This is a genomic window from Ferrimonas futtsuensis DSM 18154 (genome assembly GCF_000422645.1).
In the GTDB taxonomy this organism is placed as follows: domain Bacteria; phylum Pseudomonadota; class Gammaproteobacteria; order Enterobacterales; family Shewanellaceae; genus Ferrimonas; species Ferrimonas futtsuensis.
The window spans coordinates 238048-255255 of the sequence record NZ_KE383896.1; the positions used below are offsets into that span (position 1 = coordinate 238048).

General features: G+C 59.8%; 18 protein-coding genes. 4 read left to right on the forward strand and 14 right to left on the reverse strand.

Features of this window, described 5'->3' with window-relative positions; genetic code table 11:
• The first annotated feature begins 23 nt into the window (after positions 1-23).
• From G505_RS0118745 to G505_RS0118755, 3 genes are read left to right on the forward strand one after another with little or no spacing between them, the layout of a single operon-like run.
• A complete protein-coding gene (locus G505_RS0118745) occupies positions 24-788 on the forward strand; it encodes a fimbrial biogenesis chaperone (protein WP_028110927.1) in 765 nt (254 codons plus the stop codon).
• Positions 788-3292: a carboxypeptidase-like regulatory domain-containing protein gene (locus tag G505_RS0118750; protein WP_028110928.1), complete on the forward strand. Its 2505-nt coding sequence runs from the start codon at positions 788-790 to the stop codon at positions 3290-3292. The genes G505_RS0118745 and G505_RS0118750 overlap by 1 nt, the downstream gene beginning before the upstream one ends.
• 59 nt (positions 3293-3351) lie before the next feature.
• On the forward strand, positions 3352-3579 hold the full coding sequence (locus G505_RS0118755) for a hypothetical protein (protein ID WP_157509287.1): 228 nt from the start codon (positions 3352-3354) through the stop codon (positions 3577-3579).
• 45 nt (positions 3580-3624) lie between these two features.
• On the opposite strand, the gene der is transcribed toward G505_RS0118755, so the two are convergent.
• The 8 genes from der to rlmN all read right to left on the reverse strand — a co-directional run bounded on the left by der (position 3625) and on the right by rlmN (position 12356).
• Positions 3625-5115 (reverse strand): ribosome biogenesis GTPase Der, encoded by a 1491-nt coding sequence (gene der, locus G505_RS0118760; protein ID WP_028110930.1) that lies wholly within the window; start codon positions 5113-5115, stop codon positions 3625-3627.
• A 63-nt stretch (positions 5116-5178) separates the two neighbouring features.
• Complete coding sequence (gene bamB / locus G505_RS0118765; RefSeq protein WP_028110931.1) at positions 5179-6366, reverse strand: outer membrane protein assembly factor BamB; 1188 nt, start codon at positions 6364-6366, stop codon at positions 5179-5181.
• An 11-nt stretch (positions 6367-6377) separates the two neighbouring features.
• A complete protein-coding gene (locus G505_RS0118770; protein WP_028110932.1) occupies positions 6378-6986 on the reverse strand; it encodes a YfgM family protein in 609 nt (202 codons plus the stop codon).
• A 13-nt stretch (positions 6987-6999) separates the two neighbouring features.
• A complete protein-coding gene (hisS, locus tag G505_RS0118775) occupies positions 7000-8277 on the reverse strand; it encodes a histidine--tRNA ligase (protein ID WP_028110933.1) in 1278 nt (425 codons plus the stop codon).
• Between the two features lie 86 nt (positions 8278-8363).
• A complete protein-coding gene (ispG, locus tag G505_RS0118780; protein ID WP_028110934.1) occupies positions 8364-9479 on the reverse strand; it encodes a flavodoxin-dependent (E)-4-hydroxy-3-methylbut-2-enyl-diphosphate synthase in 1116 nt (371 codons plus the stop codon).
• 8 nt (positions 9480-9487) lie between these two features.
• Positions 9488-10438, reverse strand: a complete 951-nt coding sequence (locus tag G505_RS0118785) for a RodZ domain-containing protein (protein ID WP_028110935.1) — start codon at positions 10436-10438, stop codon at positions 9488-9490.
• Entirely contained in the window at positions 10435-11208 is a 774-nt protein-coding gene (gene pilW / locus G505_RS0118790; RefSeq protein ID WP_028110936.1) for a type IV pilus biogenesis/stability protein PilW, read from the reverse strand. The genes G505_RS0118785 and pilW overlap by 4 nt, the downstream gene beginning before the upstream one ends.
• 29 nt (positions 11209-11237) lie before the next feature.
• Positions 11238-12356 (reverse strand): dual-specificity RNA methyltransferase RlmN, encoded by a 1119-nt coding sequence (rlmN, locus tag G505_RS0118795; RefSeq protein WP_035385552.1) that lies wholly within the window; start codon positions 12354-12356, stop codon positions 11238-11240.
• Between the two features lie 156 nt (positions 12357-12512).
• On the opposite strand from rlmN, the gene G505_RS22020 reads away from it, so the two are divergent.
• Complete coding sequence (locus G505_RS22020) at positions 12513-13568, forward strand: CNNM domain-containing protein (RefSeq protein ID WP_035385553.1); 1056 nt, start codon at positions 12513-12515, stop codon at positions 13566-13568.
• Positions 13569-13637: 69 nt separating this feature from the next.
• Here G505_RS22020 and ndk read toward each other — a convergent pair whose 3' ends face one another.
• From ndk to fdx, 6 genes are all read right to left on the reverse strand, one after another.
• Positions 13638-14069 carry a nucleoside-diphosphate kinase gene (gene ndk / locus G505_RS0118805; RefSeq protein WP_028110938.1) on the reverse strand — a complete coding sequence of 144 codons (432 nt, stop codon included), beginning with the start codon at positions 14067-14069 and terminating at the stop codon, positions 13638-13640.
• Positions 14070-14186: 117 nt separating this feature from the next.
• Complete coding sequence (locus tag G505_RS0118810) at positions 14187-14741, reverse strand: hypothetical protein (protein ID WP_157509288.1); 555 nt, start codon at positions 14739-14741, stop codon at positions 14187-14189.
• Positions 14742-14979: 238 nt separating this feature from the next.
• Positions 14980-16086 (reverse strand): hydrogenase nickel incorporation protein HypB, encoded by a 1107-nt coding sequence (hypB, locus tag G505_RS0118815; protein ID WP_028110940.1) that lies wholly within the window; start codon positions 16084-16086, stop codon positions 14980-14982.
• A 2-nt stretch (positions 16087-16088) separates the two neighbouring features.
• A complete protein-coding gene (hypA, locus tag G505_RS0118820) occupies positions 16089-16430 on the reverse strand; it encodes a hydrogenase maturation nickel metallochaperone HypA (RefSeq protein ID WP_028110941.1) in 342 nt (113 codons plus the stop codon).
• 218 nt (positions 16431-16648) lie between these two features.
• Positions 16649-16849: a Fe-S cluster assembly protein IscX gene (gene iscX, locus G505_RS0118825; RefSeq protein ID WP_028110942.1), complete on the reverse strand. Its 201-nt coding sequence runs from the start codon at positions 16847-16849 to the stop codon at positions 16649-16651.
• 18 nt (positions 16850-16867) lie between these two features.
• Positions 16868-17206 (reverse strand): ISC system 2Fe-2S type ferredoxin, encoded by a 339-nt coding sequence (fdx, locus tag G505_RS0118830; RefSeq protein ID WP_028110943.1) that lies wholly within the window; start codon positions 17204-17206, stop codon positions 16868-16870.
• Positions 17207-17208 lie beyond the last annotated feature (2 nt).

The following is a 17208-nucleotide window of genomic DNA, read 5'->3' on the forward strand; positions in this document are numbered from 1 at the left end:
TTTCGGGTCTTAGGGAGAACGCCATGAAGTTACTGGCAACACTGATTCTGAGTCTGTGGCCGTTGCTGGCCCAGGCCAACCTGCTGATTTCCCCCCAACGTCTCTATTTCGAGCCGGGTCAGCGCAGCGACGCCCTGATCCTGAAAAACATCTCCGACAGCCTGCAGAAGTTTGATATTCGCTTCCAGGAGATGGCCATGAGCCCAGAAGGCAAATTGCTGCCCTTGCCTGACACCCCCTACAGCCTGGCCAGCATGGTTCGCTACTCTCCCAGGCGAGTCACCCTGGAGCCCGGCGCCAGCCAGACCATCAGGATGGCCCTGAGGATGAGAGGTGATCTTGAGGAGGGGGAGTATCGCAGCCACTTGGTGATTCGGCAGATTCCCACCCAGCAGCAGGCCGATCAATCTCAGGGAGGCGACAACCTGGCCCTGCAGATTCGGCCCATGCTCTCCATGTCGATCCCGGTGATTGCCCGCAAGGGAGCCCCCGACTCGTCACTGGCCATCGAGGCCGCCGAGATCCACCCCCACCATGTCCAGGTCACGGTCAGCGCTTCGGGAAACCGATCGGTGTATGGGGATCTGGAGCTGGTGCAACAGCAATCCGGACAAGCCACACGCCTGGGCACGCTCCGAGGCGTCGCCCTCTACCCTGAAGTTGACCGGCTGACGTTCAAGGTGCCATTGAACCGGCCCATCCAGAGCGATGCGCCCATCGAGATCCTCTACCGGGAGGATCCCCGCTACGGCAGTGAACGAGAGGTGCACCTGCAGCTTCGGCCCTGATGCGTCTTGTCCTGCTACTGGTGCTGCTGACTGCCCTGCCCCACAAGGCGGCCCATGCCGATGCGGCGGAGGCTACGCCGCTGGTGCTGCAGCTGATCTACCGGGGAGAGTTGCTCTCCGAAGATCTGCTGGCCTACGAGTCCGAAGGCCGCCTCTATCTGCCGCTGCAGCAGTTGGCCGACCTGCTGCTGATGCCGCTGCTGGTGGACGTGGAGCATGGCCGGGCCGAAGGCAGCCTCAGCATCCCGGCGGACCGGTTTCGCCTGGAGAATCGACAGCTGCTCCGCTCTGGCTACCCCAAAGTCAGCCTGACCGGGCTGATCAATGATGGCTGGGATCTTTTCCTGCCTGCGGATCAGCTGGCACCTCTGTGGCGGCTGACTCTAACCTTCTCCGCCCGCAACCAGACCCTGCGCCTCTCTGCTGATGAACTGCTGCCCCTGGACAAGGTGTGGCAACGGCAGCAGCGACTGGCCCTTCTGCAACAGCAGCAGGCTCGCAGCGGCGCCGGTCAACCTGTGTATACCAGTCGCTACGCCCTGATGGGAGACCCGGCCCTGCACAACCAGCTGAGCCTTATCCGCAGCAACGGCGACACACAGGGCAGTCTGCTGCTCGATGGCGTCAGTGACCTGGCTCACCATCAGGCACAATTCAATTTACAGCTGGATGATCAGACACGGAGGCTGAGAGCCTCGGTTCAGCGCCATTGGGATCTGCCCTGGCTGAGTCAGTATCGGCTGGGCTCGATCACTGGGCCCAATGCCCCTCTGGTAAGCCGCGGCGAACTGGGGTGGGGGGCGGATCTGCGCCAGGGGGAGAGCCTGCAATCGGATCAATTCATTACCACGGTGCTGGAGGGGCCAGCCCCCCCAGACTGGGATGCCGAGCTCTATCGGGAAGGGGATCTGATCGACGCCCAGCGTATCGGCTCCGACGGCCGCTACCGATTCGACAATGTGGCCCTCTATCTGGGGCAGAATCGGTTTCGTATCCTGCTCTACGGCCCCAATGGCGAGGAACGTCAGGTAAGCCTCTCTCATCCCCTGAACGGCAGCCAGCTGGCGCCTGGGAGCAGTGGCACCCGGCTGACCGCACTGACCTGGGAGCGAGGCGGTGGCAGCGAGGCACAATTGGAGTGGGGCTACGGCCTGTCAGACGCCCTGAGCCTGCAACTGGGCCACCACTACCTGCAAGCACCGGATCTGGTGACAGACCACTACTCCAGCCTGGCCCTGGTGGGCCGGCTCGGGGGCGTTCTCACCCAGGTGCGCGGCATCAAGCAGTGGCAGGGAGGCCAGGCACTGGCGCTGGCCCTGCAAGGAGACGCTGGAGGGTGGCAATGGCAACTGAGCGGCGCCCACTATCACGACTACCTCAGCGCCGCCCATCGGCAGCGGCAACTGCGCCATCAATGGCTGCTGCGTGCCAGTGGCCGCCTGTGGGATCTTGGCTGGCGGTTTGAGGCGGGCACCGACACCCTGAGCGATGATGACCAGCACCTGGCCTCACTGACCCTCAATGGCCAGTGGCGGCAGAGCAGCTGGAGCCATGCCCTGACCTGGCGCGGTTCAGGTGAACACAGCCTGAAGCAGCAACTGGCCCTCTCCGGTCGTGTGGAGCAGGGGCGGGTGCGGGGCTACGCCGACCTGCAATGGCAGCCGAGCGCCCGCCTGCAGCGGCTGGGGGTCAACCTCAACTACCCGCTGGACCGGCACCTCGGCGGTCAGAGTGAACTGGTTCTGCTGCCCAGGCAGCCCCAGCAGTGGCAGTTCAATCAGAACCTCAACCTCAGCCTTGACTCACTGCTTGTCAGCCTGGGGGTCAGTGTCTCCGGCGATCAGGATTACCAGGCCCGGCTGGAACTGTCCCATGGCCTGCTGTGGGACAGGCAGGAGGACACCTTGCACTGGTATGCAGACGATCCCACCCGCGAGGGAGACCTCGCCCTCAGTGTCTTCTGGGACCGCAACGGCAACGGTCACCGTGAACCGGGCGAACCACCGCTGGACGGCGTCCGCTTTCGCTGCACCGGCCGCAGCGACGGGGGACGTACCGACAGGCGGGGGCAGCTGCTGCTGGCGGGACTGCCCGCCGACAGCGACCTGGTGCTGCAGCTGGACGAGTCCAGCCTGGCCGATCCCTTTATGCTCTCCCCCTTCACCCAAAGGCATCTTCGACTTCACGCCGGCCACATCGAACGGCTGAATGTCCCGATGGTGATGGGCAGCGAGGTGGAGGGTGAAGTGATGCTGAGCCTGCCCGATCAGGACGACCGGCCCGCCGCCGGGCTGGCCGTCAGCCTGGAGAACACAGACGGCATCACCGTGGCTCAGACCCGGGTGGACTACGATGGTCTGTTCCTGTTGCAGGGGATACGGCCGGGCCAATACCGGTTGAAGATTCAGCAGCGCCTCTACCCCATCGACCTGTCACCCGACGGGGAGATCCTCAATCTTGGCCGCCTCTACCTGCCACAGAAGTCACAGATTCAACCTGAATAAAAGCGCAGTTTTTCAAAGAGATCTACACTGAATTTGAGGATATGGACCCCGGAGGTCGCGTGCTCAAGTTCATCATCATCGGTTCTCTGACCTTCTCGGCCCAGTTCAACCTGGTCCCCGCCGAGGCGTTGCCTCGGGTGCTGGACCAACTGTCTGCCCCGAAGTGCAACCGCGCCGACGTCCAGCTTCAGTGGCAACGACCCTCCGCGGAACAGCGGCGCCCCCCTGACCAGACCGCGCCCTCGCAAGCCGACCCGGCCCCCAGGTTGGTGCTGCACTTCCTCTGACACCAACCCAAAAAAAAGGCCCCCGATTGGGAGCCTCTTCTGCCATCAGCGGCGATTCTTCAGGTGGCCCAGCACCCGCCTGCGCTGCTTAAGGTCATCACCACTCAAGCGCTTGCGACGGTTGTCGAAGGGGTTCTCCCCCTCCTGGAATTGGATGCGGATTGGGCTGCCCATGATCTTCAGCGACTTACGATAGTAGTTCATCAGATAGCGCTTGTAGGAGTCCGGCAGGTTCTTCACCTGATTGCCGTGCACCACCACGATGGGTGGGTTGTAGCCGCCCGGATGGGCGTACTTCAGCTTGATGCGGCGGCCATGGGACATGGGGGGCTGGTGATCGTCCACCGCCATCTTCATGATCTTGGTCAGCAGCGAGGTGCTGTGACGCTGGGTGGCACTGGCATAGGCCTCCTGAACGGATTCAAACAGGTGACCCACACCGGTACCGTGCAGGGCGGAGATAAAGTGCACCCGGGCGAAGTCGATGAAGCCCAGGCGACGATCCAGCTCCCGCTTAATGTCCTCTTTGACCTCGTTGGAGAGGCCATCCCATTTGTTCACCGCCAGCACCAGGGCACGACCGGCATTGAGCACGAAGCCCAGCAGGGAGAGATCCTGATCGGAGATCCCCTCGCGGGCATCGATGGTCAGCAGCACCACGTTGGCCTCTTCGATGGCCTTCAGGGTCTTGATGACGGAGAACTTCTCCACCGTCTCGTGAACCTTGCCACGACGGCGCACTCCGGCGGTGTCGATCAGCACATAGTCACGACCGTCACGCTCCATGGGGATGAACACCGAATCCCGGGTGGTGCCGGGCATGTCGTACACCACCACCCGCTCCTCACCCAGGATGCGGTTGGTCAGGGTGGATTTACCCACGTTGGGGCGGCCGACGATGGCCAGTTTGATCGGCTGATCCTGCAGACGCTTGGCCTCGGCCTCGGCGTCCTCTTCGGTCAGGGTCTGCTGTTCGGCGGACTCGTCGAAGAACGCCTCTTCGCCGTCGTCCTCATCACCTTCGCTCTGGTCGCCGGCAAACTGCTCGACAAAGGGCTCCAGGGCTCGGTAGATCAGGGCACTGATGCCGCGGTTCTGGGCGGCGGCGATCTGATGGATCTCACCCAGCCCCAGGGAGTAGAACTCACCGCAGGCGGAGTCGGCATCGATGCCGTCGGTCTTGTTGGCCACCAGGAACACCGGCTTCTCGTTGCTGCGCAGGTGCTGGGCGATCGCCTCATCGGCCACGGTCAGTCCGGCCCGGGCATCCACCAGGAACAGCACCACATCCGCTTCCTCGATGGCCGCCAGGGACTGCTCGGCCATCTTGGTCTCGATCCCCTCTTCGGTGCCATCGATACCGCCGGTATCCACAACGATAAACTCATGCTCACCCACATTGGAGCGACCGTACTTGCGGTCCCGGGTGAGACCGGGGAAGTCCGCCACCAGGGCATCCCGGGTTCGGGTAAGGCGGTTAAACAGGGTCGATTTGCCCACATTCGGACGCCCGACCAGGGCTACCACTGGCATCATGGAGAACAACCTCTCAAACAAAAAACGCCCCCAGGATTGGGGGCGCAGTATTTTAGCAGTGCCTTAGCCTATTGTCACCACGGCGATGCGACCACTTCGTGTCTGCAGGAATACCTTGTTTCCTTCGACCCTCGGCTGGCTGTAGAGGCCGGAGCCATCAATCTGGCGTCGTCCCACCAGTTTACCGGTTTCACGATCGAGGATATGCAGGTAGCCTTCGAAGTCCCCCACCAGCAGGTAGTCACCCAGCACGGCGGGGCCGGTGACCAGTCGGCCGGTCAGTTCGGAGTTGGCCCAAGTCTCCAGACCATTGAGACGATTCACCGAGTAGATGGTGCCGTCACTGTCGGTCAGGTAGAGATCGTTCCCCTCCAGATCCATCGGAGTGTAGCTGGAGTATTGACGCTTCCACTTGATCTGGCCGGAGCGCACCTCGACCGCCGCCAGATTGCCGTTAAAGGCACTTGCATACAGGGTGGTGCCCAACACCAGGGGTTTGGCGTCGGAGTCCACCATGCGATCCAGCTCATTGGAGCCTGAGGCTTCCGCCAGCTTGGCTTCCCAGATGGGCGCACCCTGCTGGGCGAAGATCGCCGCCAGCTTACCGTCGGCGGTGCCGACAAAGGCGGCGCCCTGGGTGGTGGCGGCGGCACTGGTGCCACGCAGCACCAGAGAAGGCAGAGTCAGTTCATAGGTCCACAGCTCTTCACCGGTCTCCACATCGAATGCCTGTACCTTGCCGGCACCGGTGTTGACCACCACCTTGGCATCCACCACGGTCGGATCAGACAGCAGCTCACCCCGGGTCACGGCCTGCCACAGCACCTCGCCGCTGTTCTGGTCCAGAGCGAACAGAACACCGTTTTCACTGCCGACAAACACCTTGTCGAAGCCGCTGCTCAGACCGGCGGAGAGACGGGCACCGTTGTTTTTCTTCAGGGCACCGGTGGCAAAGACGCGGCGCAGGTTTTGCTGCCACAGCTCTTTACCGTTCTCCTGATCAAAGGCGGTGATCAGACCGAAGCGCTCTGCCACGAACACCTTGCCATAGGCCACTTCAGGAGACAGGCTGGACCAATACTCACCAATGCCGTCGCCGGCGCCGGTATCCCAAACCACTGTGGTGGCCACGCTGGAGTCAAGCTCCGGCAGCGGCGAAATCTCCACTTTGGCATCGTCATCACTGGAGGCACAGCCCATCAGAGCCAGGACCATCAGTCCGGCCAGCCATCCTTTTCCTGCCTTCACCATCCGCGCCATCCTCAGTTTGCCAGGTCGTCGAGCTTCATCTGCAGCGCTGGGCTGCGGCTGCCGGCGGTCAGGGCCGCCTGATAAGCATCGCGGGCCCCCTGCAGGTCACCCTTCTGCTTCAGCAGGTCACCCTTGAGCTCATCACGCTGACCGGCAAAGGCTTCACCGGTGATGGCGTTCAGAGTAGCCAGAGCCTCATCGCTCTTGCCTAAAGCCAGTTGCACCCGGGCCAGACGCAGGTCCACCAGGGGCTTGATGTCGGCATCGATGCCGGCAGCCACATCGGTCAGACGCTGCTCGGCCTGAGTCAGGTCACCGGCGTCGGCGGCAGCTTTGGCCAGCATCAGCGAGGCCAGATCCGCGTAGGCAGAATCACCATGGCTCAGCTTCAGCTCATCCACGGCGGCAGCCAGGGTGTCTCGAGCACCGGCTTTCTCCACGGCGGCATCAAAAGCGGCAGAAGCGGCTTCCTCCTGGCCTATCTGGTACTCCTGGTAGGTGTTCCAGCCGAACAGGGCAGCCAGACCAATGGCGGCGCCGCCGATGATGGAGTTACCATACTCCTTCCAAAACGACTTAATCGCTTCTACCTGTTGTTCTTCGGTGCTGTAGATTTCCACTTGGTCAGTCCCCTTAAGCGTTCACCAAAGAGGGCAACAGACCGGCCAGCTCTTCCCGGCTGACCTGACGCTGTTCGCCCCCGGCGCGAAGCGGCTTCACCGTCACCACGCCTTGTTGTAATTCATCTTCGCCGATGATCAGTGCCATTGTGGCACCACTCTTGTCGGCGCGTTTCATCTGTTTCTTAAAATTGCCGCCACCGCAGTGCATCATCACTGCCAGGTCGGTCTCCCGGCGCAGATCGTCCGCCAAGGCCATGGCGCTGCCCAGGGTTCCGGCACCCATGGCGCACACATAGAGATCCACCGGCGCAGGCAGGGCATCAAACTTGCCCAGGGTATCCAGCAGCAACACCAGGCGCTCGATGCCGGAGGCAAACCCCACAGCCGGAGTGTCTTTGCCACCCAGCTGACCCACCAGGCCATCGTAGCGGCCACCGGCCAGCACGGTGCCCTGGGCCCCCAGACTGTCGGTGATCCACTCGAATACGGTGTGGTTGTAGTAATCCAGGCCACGCACCAGTCGAGGATTTACCGTGTATTGGATGCCGGCGCCGTCCAGCAGTTCACACAAAAGTGAAAAATGTGCTTTTGACGCTTCACCCAGGTGATCCATCAGGGCCGGGGCGTCCGCCAACAGCGCCTGAACGTCAGGATTCTTGGTGTCCAGCACCCGCAATGGGTTGGTGTACATGCGGCGCTGGCTGTCTTCGTCCAGCGTCTCTTTGTGCTGCTCCAGGAAGGCCACCAGAGCCTCGCGGTAAGCACTGCGCTCCTCGCTGGTGCCCAGAGTGTTGATCTCCAGTCGCACGGTCTCGGCAATGCCCAGTCGCTCCCACAGGCGGGCGGACATCATCAGCACTTCCGCGTCGGCGTCGGCGGTGCCGATACCATAGACCTCCACGCCAAACTGGTGGAACTGGCGGTAACGCCCCTTCTGAGGACGCTCATGACGGAACATGGGGCCCATGTACCACAGGCGCTGCTCCTGGTTATAGAGCAGACCATGCTCGTTGCCGGCACGCACTGTGGAGGCGGTGCCCTCAGGGCGCAGAGTCAGGGAGTCGCCATTGCGATCTTCGAAGGTGTACATCTCCTTCTCGACGATGTCGGTCACTTCACCAATGGCGCGCTTGAACAGGCCGGTCATCTCCACGATGGGGGTCCGGATCTCCTGATAACCATAGCTGGCCACGGTGTCACGCAGGGCTGCTTCTACCCACTGCCACTTGGCGCTTTCGCCGGGGAGGCAGTCGTTCATGCCGCGAATGGCTTGAATCTGTTTACTCACGTTGCTCTCTTTCTAAATATAAAAAGACCCCGCGTCCCATCGGGCGCGCCCGATTACGGGGCGCCCTATGAGTCACACAGGGGTGATTACTCTTTGACTTCCTTGACCGCGATCTGCTGCTCTTTGATGGCAGCCTGCTTGCGGATTCGCTCCTCCAGCAGTTCCACCAGCTGATCGTTGTCCAGGCGCTCTTTCTGGCGTTCACCGCCGAGATAGAAGCCACTCTTTCTGTTGCTGCCCGCCAGCCCCAGGTCCGACACCAGGGCTTCACCCGGGCCATTGACCACACAGCCGATGATGGACACATCCAGGGCGGTGGTCACATCTTCCAGACGTTGCTCCAGGGCATTGACGGTGCCGATGACGTCGAACTCCTGACGGGAGCAGGAGGGGCATGCGATAAAATTGATGCCGCGGGAGCGGATGCGCAGACTCTTGAGGATATCAAAGCCCACCTTCACCTCCTCCACGGGATCCGCCGCCAGGGAAACCCTCAGGGTGTCGCCGATCCCTTCATTCAGCAACAGTCCCAGGCCGATGGCGGATTTTACCGCGCCGGCGCGCTGACCCCCGGCCTCGGTGATCCCCAGGTGGATCGGCTGTTCGATGGCGTCTGACAGCAAGCGGTAGGCGTCCACGGCCAGGAAGACATCGGAGGCCTTCACGCTGACCTTGAAGTTGTGAAAGTCCAAATCCTGCAAGATTTTGACGTGACGCATGGCCGACTCCACCAGTGCGGCAGGCGTCGGTTCACCGTATTTCTCCTGGATATCGCGTTCCAGGGAACCGGCGTTAACACCGATACGGATGGGAATATTTCGCTCGCGAGCGGCGTCCACCACCGCCCTGATGCGCTCTTCGTTGCCGATGTTACCCGGATTGATCCTCAGGCAGTCGGCGCCATACTCCGCCACCTTTAAGGCGATGCGGTAATCAAAATGGATGTCCGCCACCAGAGGGATGGTGGTCTGTTGCTTGATCAGCTTAAACGACTCCGCCGCCTCCATGGTGGGTACAGATACCCGGACGATGTCGGCGCCGGCACGCTCGATGGCCTGAATCTGTGCCACGGTGGCGTCCACATCTGTGGTGCGGGTGTTGGTCATCGACTGCACCGAGATGGGGGCTCCGCCACCCACGGGCACATTGCCCACCATGACCTGGCGGGTGGGGCGACGCTTAATGGGAGATTCGTGTTGCATGAGACACCTTAATTGGCCAGAGTGATTACCGCGACCCGTCCTGGGCGGTAACCGGACATATCAATGGGATTGCCGTTAAAGCTCAGGGACACCACTTCCGGCGCCCCAACACGCAGTTTCATGGGAGCCTTGCCCTCCAGGGCAGTTTGGTAACCGTTGCGCTTGAGCCCCTCCATCAGGGTATTGCCGTCCGCATCCTTGAGCAGCATCCAGCAATCGCCGGCCAGAGTCAGGCTGACCTTATCCAGGGCGACCAGGGGCGCTTCATCGGTCACCTCGTCTGCCTCGGCCGCTTGAGTGGCATCAGGCTGCTGAACGACTTGGGCATCGACCGGATCGGGCTGAGCCATATCGGAGTGCATAGGCAGCTCCCCTTGGGCATCCGCCTCGCCGGCCTCCGGCGAAGCGTCCAGAGTCTGCGCCAAGGTCTGCGGGTCAACCCGCTCCCGGGGCTGGGGGACCAGCTCCGCGGCACTGCGACGCTCAGGCTCACTGCTGACAATGGAGGGAAGGGAGATGTCGCTGCTGGTTTCCAGCAGGGATTGGGGTTTGGAGACCCACCACCACACCAGCAAGCCAACCAGAGCCAGAACGATGACCCAGGTCAGCAGCATCCAGCGGCTGTCTCGCTGCTGCTTGGAAGTGCGACGGGAGAAGCTCTGCATATTGGTTTCGGCCTGAGAGTGAGGCAGCGCCGACAGGGCCAGGGCGATCTGTTTTTCACTGACGCCCACCAGCCGGGCGTAGTTGCGCACATAGCCGCGAAGATAGGTGGTGGTGGTACCGGACTCGTAGTCGTCGTTCTCGATCCCCTCAACCACGGAGCGGCGCAGGCTGAGACGCTGAGCCACCTGTTGGGTGGTCAGGCCGCTGGCCTCCCTGGCGGCCCGCAACAGGGGCCCTGGGGTGATCACCGTAGTTTCTTCTTGTTGTTCTTGGTGTTGTTGATTGTCATTCATTGATAATTCTTTGCCCGGTATGCCTTAGCTTGTTCCGAATCTGGGTATTTCACCAGCAGCTGGGCGCCAAATTGTCTGGCCGCCTGCCACTGCTGCGCCCGGCGCTCAATCTCCACTCCCAACCAAAGGGAGGGTGCCGTGGCGACCGCTGTCCCATGAAATTGGGACAGAGCACTCCTGGCTTGGGGATAATCCTGCAGGCGAAACGCCAATTCTGCCAGTTCCAGCCATAAGCCGATACGACCAGGATCATACTTTAATGCCGAATGAAAGTATTGAACCGCCAGGGGTTCACGACCCACTTTCAGGGCACACCGCGCCAGATTTTCAAAGCTGCTTCCCTGTTTCGCGTACCCGGGCGAAGCGATGGCAGCCAGTAACTGCTCTTCGGAGGCGTCAAACTCCAGCCGTCGGCAGAGAAACACCCCGTAGTTGTTATGTACATCGGCACTGTCGGGGTGCAACTTGAGCAGGTGCTCATAGGTCTCCCTGGCCGCAGGGAGATCGCCCACCTGTTCATAGTAATAAGCCAGGGTCAGGTGCGCCTGCACCGAACCACCATCGTGCTCCAGTGCCCGCTCCAGGTTTCGCCTGGCCGCTTCCATTTCGCCTCGTTCCAGGTAGCCCACTGCCAGTGCAACCCGTTCCCGGGCTGCTGACGCTGCGTCCAGGCTGCGGTCACCGTCGGCAACCTCTCTGCCGTCCAGAGTGGTCTGGGTGACGCAGGCAGTTAACAGGGCAACACATCCCAGGGCGATCCATGCCTTCATGCCAACACCTTGTCAGCTTGAGTAGTGTATTAGCTCATTTTTACCGAAATTTGTTCACCATGCATGCGTTTTTTCAGCATCCGCTTGGTGCGGTCCCGAACGTCACCCACCAACTGGCCGCAGGCCGCGTCGATGTCGTCGCCCCGGGTCTTACGTACAATAACGGTATACCCCTTCTCCATCAATACCTTAGAAAAGCGGTCAATTCGAGAATTGGAGCTCTTACCATAAGGGCTGCCAGGGAAGGGATTGAAAGGGATCAAATTGATCTTACAAGGGGTATCCTTCAGCAATTCCGCCAGCTCGCGGGCCTGGTCCATGGAATCGTTGATGTGGTCCAGCATCACGTACTCAATGGTCACCCGCCCTTTATTGGCAAAAGATTTGCCCAGGTAACCGCGAACCGACTCCAGGAAGGTGGCGATGTTGTACTTCTTGTTGACCGGCACCAGCTCATCCCGCAGCTTGTCGTTGGGGGCGTGCAGACTGATGGCCAGGGCCACATCAATCTGGTCACCCAGCTTGTCCAGGGCAGGCACCACACCCGAAGTGGAGATGGTTACCCGACGCTTGGAGAGGCCGAAACCGTAGTCGTCCAGCATGATGTCCATGGCGGGCACCACATTGGTCATGTTCAGCAGCGGCTCGCCCATACCCATCATCACCACGTTGGAGATGGGGCGATCCTGACTTTTCCCGGAAAGGCCCAGGTAGGTCGCCACCCGCCACACCTGGCCGATGATCTCGGCCACGGTCAGGTTTCGGTTGAACCCCTGCTGGGCGGTAGAGCAAAAGCTGCACTCCAGGGCACAGCCCACCTGAGAGGAGACACACAGGGTCGCCCGGTCATCCTCTGGGATGTACACGGTCTCCACCTCCTGGCCATTGCCGACGTCGATGGCGAACTTGATGGTGCCATCTGAGGAGTGCTGACTGTCGGCAATCTCCGGCGCCTGGATCACGGCCATCTCTGTCAACTTGGCACGCAGAGCCTTGTTGAAGTTGGTCATCTCATCGAAGTTGTCCTGGCCGAAGTGATAGATCCACTTCATCATCTGATCGGCGCGAAACGGCTTTTCGCCCAGTTCGGCAAAAAACTCACGCATCGCCTGACGATTCAGGTTTAAAAGGTTGACCTTGTCAGTCATCTCAGTGCTCCTCGACTCCAGCCCGGAAAATGGCGCGCAATTGTACAGGCTAATCCCCCCGAAAGTCCACCATGACGGGGTTTAGAGGAGTTCAGCCGGTATCCAGCCATATCATGATACACTGGAGCTCATTACGACTGTTTCTAACCTGACTCAATGATACTGTTAGTTAGCTATATTCTTGCCGCCATTGGCGTTTCTTTTGTCTGCAGCGTCTTCGAAGCGGCCCTGCTCAGTGTGACACCCAGCTATATTGCCAACCTGAAAAAGAGCAATCCCAAGGCGGCCGCCCGCCTGGAAAAACAGAAAGAGGACGTCGAAGCACCGCTGGTGGCGATCCTTACTCTCAATACCATAGCCCATACAGCGGGCGCTGCCGGTGCCGGTGCACAGGCAGCCAAGGTATTTGGTGACGAGCTCCTGGGTCTGTTCTCCGCAGTGCTGACCCTGGCGATTCTGTTCTTCTCCGAGATCATCCCCAAGACCCTGGGCGCCAACTACTGGCGCTCCCTGGCTCCGCCAGTGTCCCTGGCACTCAACTGGATGGTGACTCTGACCAAACCCCTGGTGTGGCTCTCCCTCAAGGTGACCCGACTGATGGGCAAAGGGGAACAAGGGCAGTACATCCGTGCCGAGATGTCTGCCATGGCGGACATTGGCCATCAATCCGGCGAGCTGGAGGAGAAGGAGTCCAACATTCTCAAGCAGCTGCTCAGTGCCCGGGAGGTTCCGGTGACCGCGGTGATGACCCCCAGGACCGTCATCCATGCGGTCAGCCAGCATATGAGCCTGGCCGATTTTGTCCGCGAACAGTCCGAGGCGCGCTTTACCCGGATTCCGGTGCACGACGAAGAGCGGGATGACATTGTCGGTTATGTTCACCGCAACGAGGTGATGCTGGCTGAACGAAGCAACCCGGACAAACCTTTGCGTGCCCTCAAGCGACCTATTCTGGCCCTGCCGGAAGGCACCAAGCTAATGGCGGTGTTTGAACAGCTGCTCAAGCGGCGGGTGCAGATCGCCATCGTGGTGGACGAGTACGGCAGCGTCCTGGGTCTGGTGACCATGGAGGACATCATCGAATCGCTGCTGGGGCTGGAGATTGTTGAATTCAGCGATCCTGCCGCCGACATGCAGGACGTGGCGCGCAAGCTGTGGGAGCAGCGCAAGAAACAGCGGGGCATTACCCTCAGCGACAACGACTCCGCCTGACACCCCCGCCCAGAAATCACCACACAAAAAAAGCGCCCCAGGGGCGCTTTTTTTATCTCTGCCTGACTCTTAGCGAGTGCGTGGGCAGATCTCTTCCTGAGTGAAGAAATAACCAATTTCGCGCTCGGCGGAAGCCAGTGCATCGGAGCCGTGTACGGCATTCTCATCGATGGAGTTGGCGAAATCGCTGCGCAGAGTACCGCGAGCGGCATCGGCAGGGTTGGTGGCACCCATGATTTCACGGTTGGCCAGTACGGCGTTCTCACCTTCCAGAACCTGGACCATGATGGGTCCGGAAGTCATGAAGTCTACCAGGGCACCGAAGAAGGGACGCTCCTTGTGCTCAGCGTAGAAACCTTCGGCTTGCTCGCGGCTCAGGTGAACCATCTTGGAAGCCACGATCTTCAGGCCAGCATTTTCGAAACGGCCATAGATGGCGCCGATCAGGTTCTTGGCAACAGCGTCAGGCTTAACGATGGAAAAAGTGCGTTCAATCGCCATTTTTCTCTCCATATTTAGGGTCGGTGTGTTGTTTGGCGCGGATTATAAGGCAAAACCACCCAAAGATCCCTACTTAAATCACGTTCAGGATCATTGCGAGCGGCTTGGCGATCACGATTAGCGCAAATATTTGACACCGATCCACATGCAGTGCTCGTCACAGCGACGCCTCATGCGACTGACAAAGCCGAGGCCGTTACCAATCTCGATGGCTTCGTCCAGGGAGGCGTTAGAGTCTGGATGGGATTGTGGAAGGGCAAGGAGGAGGCGACCGCATTTGTCCAGCAGGCGCCAGGAGAACTGAATCTCTCTGGCCAGGTCACTGCCCGACTCGGTCATGGCCCCCAACCAGATCACCGCCTGATAGGCGACGTGCTTGACGGCCGGCCCTCGAACTTGAATAGAAACACTTGGAAGATCAGCATATTGCTGCTTTAACATGGCGGAGTTCATGACGTGATCCGTCAGTATGTCAATGGCCCCGGCTTCGCCAACCTGCTTTGCCAGTACCCGGACAAACCCCTCTTCACACGGGGAGATCACCAGCACACGCTCACCGCGCTTCAGTGCCAACTTCCTTAGGATAAATTTGTACTTCCACTCAGGAAACGCGTCATTCGAACCGTCTGAATGACAAACAAAAGAGTGAGTTTTGCGGACTTCTTGTTGCATTGTTATTTCCGCCCCAATTATTTTTGGTTTGAGCAATTTATCGCCACTCAGCCCCGACAGCCTGGTCAGCGATTACACAACATACTTCCTTGCTGGCTAAAAAAACAACCTTTTTTTGCCCTCAATGAGACATAGCGGCAGTTTTGATTAGCTTGTTAAATGAACTGACGCAGATTTCGCATCCAAGTCCCTAAAAACCAAAAAGCCGGCTCAATCGAGCCGGCTTAACCTTAGGGGTTTAACGCTGCTTTTGCAGCCAGTCGATCCACTCATCCATCCCCTCACCTGTGGTGGCCGAGGTGCAGATCACCTGGATATCCGGGTTGACCTTGCGAGCATTGTCGATGCAGGCCTGAACATCGAAGTTCAGGTGGGGCAGCAGATCCACCTTGTTCACCAGCATCAGGTTGGACGCGGCAAACATGTCAGGGTATTTAAGCGGCTTATCTTCCCCTTCGGTGACGGACAGAATGGCCACCTTATGACGTTCACCCAGATCGAATCCGGCAGGACACACCAGGTTACCCACGTTCTCGATGATCACCAGTTCGTCCTTGTCCAGATCCAGCCGGTCACAGGCAGAACCGATCATGGCGGCGTCCAGGTGACAGCCCTTGCCGGTGTTCACCTGGATGGCACGGACACCGGTCTCACGGATGCGGTCCGCGTCGTTGGCGGTCTCCTGATCCCCCTCGATAACCACCACCTTGTCATCGGCCAGGCGACGACAGGTTTCGGTCAGCAGGGTGGTCTTACCGGAGCCTGGGCTCGACACCAGGTTGACCACCAGTTGGTTCGCCTGATGGAAGCGCTTGCGGTTGTCGGCGGCGATGGCGTCATTCTTGCCCAGGATATCCTGTTCGATCTGTACCATCCGCGCCTGGGACATACCGGGCGCATGAGCATGGGCCGGTCCCTGACCATAGTGGAGGTTGTCACCCTGATGTGCCGGAGCAAAAGCCTCGGCCTTGTCATCGTGATGATGGTCATGTTCATGAGAATGACCATGGTCGTGGCTATGATCGTGACCGTGGCTATGACCATGCTGATGGGCCGCCTCACCATGAATATGGTAGTGATAATGATGCTCTACATTACCCTGATGGTGATAGTGGTGGTGGATGATGGTCGGCTCGACAGTGGCATGATGAGCATGGCCGTGGTGATGATCATGAGCATGACTGTGGTCATGGCTATGGCCGTGGTCATGGCCGTGGTCATGGCTGTGGCCGTGGCTGTGGTCATGGCTGTGGCCGTGATCATGATGATGGTGGTGACCGTGGTCATGGCTATGACCCTGTTCGATCTTTACATTGCCTTCGGCACAGCCGCATACGGTACACATGGTTACTCTACCTCTAATGATTTGACTCGCATCTGGGTGCCTCCCACTACCTGCAGCGAGTATCCGCTGCATTTGGGACAGGGCTGCCCACGCCGTGACAGGGGAACCTCCACGGCACAATCGAAACAGTAGGCGGTGCCGGGCACCGACTCGATGGAAAGGCTGCACCCTTCGGCCAGGGTCTCCCTGGTGATCACATCAAAGCTGAACTCCAGCGCCTCCAGCTCCACCCCGGCCAGTTCCCCAACCTCGAGGCAGACCTCTTTCACCTTGGTGAACTGCTGCTTCTGGGCCTCGCTCTCCAGGATTTGTACTATCCCTTCGGCCAGTGACATCTCGTGCATCTTGCCTTCCCGCTCTAGGCCTTTCGGGCCTGTTACTGGTAACTGGCTGCCCCTGTGGCAACCTTGTCGCTCCATGTTACTCAGGGACCCCGGGTCGAAACATTGTCCTTTGTCATAAAAATTGAAAAAAGGTCATAACATCGCTGTTACCCGCCAGCCCTGAGTTTTGCCCATAAAAAAAGCGGAGCTGATGCTCCGCCTTCTCTGTTCAGTCTGGCTTATTCGGCCTCGTCTATCCAGGCCTGCTGAATCGCTTCCAGGATACGCTCATTACAGTGATCGGGGTCGTCATTGAACCCCTCCAGATCCATCACCCACTGGCGCAGCTCGGTGAAGCGCAGCTGCGTAGGATCCACATCGGGCTTCTGCTCGCTCAGCTCGATGGCGATATCCTGCACGTCTACCCACTTCAGTTCCATGCTTACCTCCTAACGAGACTAGTGGTGTTCACTCACCTGATTGATGGTGTATCTGGGGATGTCCACCACCAGATCCTCATCTTCGACCTTGGCCTGACAAGAGAGACGGGATTCCGGCTCCAGACCCCAAGCCTTATCCAGCATGTCATCTTCCAGTTCGTCGCTCTCCTCCAGAGAGTCGAAGCCTTCGCGAACCACCACGTGACAGGTGGTGCAGGCGCAGGACTTCTCGCAGGCATGCTCAATGATGATGCCATTGCGCAGGGCGACGTCCAGAATGGTCTCCCCCTGCTCGGCTTGGGTTTCCAGACCTTCAGGGCAGTGCTCTTCACTGGGCAGAAAAATAATCTTTGGCATAG

What these genes read in the sequence shown, in the direction of transcription:
- G505_RS0118745 (WP_028110927.1), top strand. Translation starts at nt 24, where the DNA reads ATGAAGTTACTGGCAACACTGATTCTGAGTCTGTGGCCGTTGCTGGCC.
- G505_RS0118750 (WP_028110928.1), top strand. Translation starts at nt 788, where the DNA reads ATGCGTCTTGTCCTGCTACTGGTGCTGCTGACTGCCCTGCCCCACAAG.
- der (WP_028110930.1), bottom strand. Translation starts at nt 5,115, where the DNA reads ATGATGCCAGTGGTAGCCCTGGTCGGGCGTCCGAATGTGGGCAAATCG.
- bamB (WP_028110931.1), bottom strand. Translation starts at nt 6,366, where the DNA reads ATGGTGAAGGCAGGAAAAGGATGGCTGGCCGGACTGATGGTCCTGGCT.
- ispG (WP_028110934.1), bottom strand. Translation starts at nt 9,479, where the DNA reads ATGCAACACGAATCTCCCATTAAGCGTCGCCCCACCCGCCAGGTCATG.
- G505_RS0118785 (WP_028110935.1), bottom strand. Translation starts at nt 10,438, where the DNA reads ATGAATGACAATCAACAACACCAAGAACAACAAGAAGAAACTACGGTG.
- pilW (WP_028110936.1), bottom strand. Translation starts at nt 11,208, where the DNA reads ATGAAGGCATGGATCGCCCTGGGATGTGTTGCCCTGTTAACTGCCTGC.
- rlmN (WP_035385552.1), bottom strand. Translation starts at nt 12,356, where the DNA reads ATGACTGACAAGGTCAACCTTTTAAACCTGAATCGTCAGGCGATGCGT.
- G505_RS22020 (WP_035385553.1), top strand. Translation starts at nt 12,513, where the DNA reads ATGATACTGTTAGTTAGCTATATTCTTGCCGCCATTGGCGTTTCTTTT.
- ndk (WP_028110938.1), bottom strand. Translation starts at nt 14,069, where the DNA reads ATGGCGATTGAACGCACTTTTTCCATCGTTAAGCCTGACGCTGTTGCC.
- G505_RS0118810 (WP_157509288.1), bottom strand. Translation starts at nt 14,741, where the DNA reads ATGCAACAAGAAGTCCGCAAAACTCACTCTTTTGTTTGTCATTCAGAC.
- hypB (WP_028110940.1), bottom strand. Translation starts at nt 16,086, where the DNA reads ATGTGTACCGTATGCGGCTGTGCCGAAGGCAATGTAAAGATCGAACAG.
- hypA (WP_028110941.1), bottom strand. Translation starts at nt 16,430, where the DNA reads ATGCACGAGATGTCACTGGCCGAAGGGATAGTACAAATCCTGGAGAGC.
- iscX (WP_028110942.1), bottom strand. Translation starts at nt 16,849, where the DNA reads ATGGAACTGAAGTGGGTAGACGTGCAGGATATCGCCATCGAGCTGAGC.
- fdx (WP_028110943.1), bottom strand. Translation starts at nt 17,206, where the DNA reads ATGCCAAAGATTATTTTTCTGCCCAGTGAAGAGCACTGCCCTGAAGGT.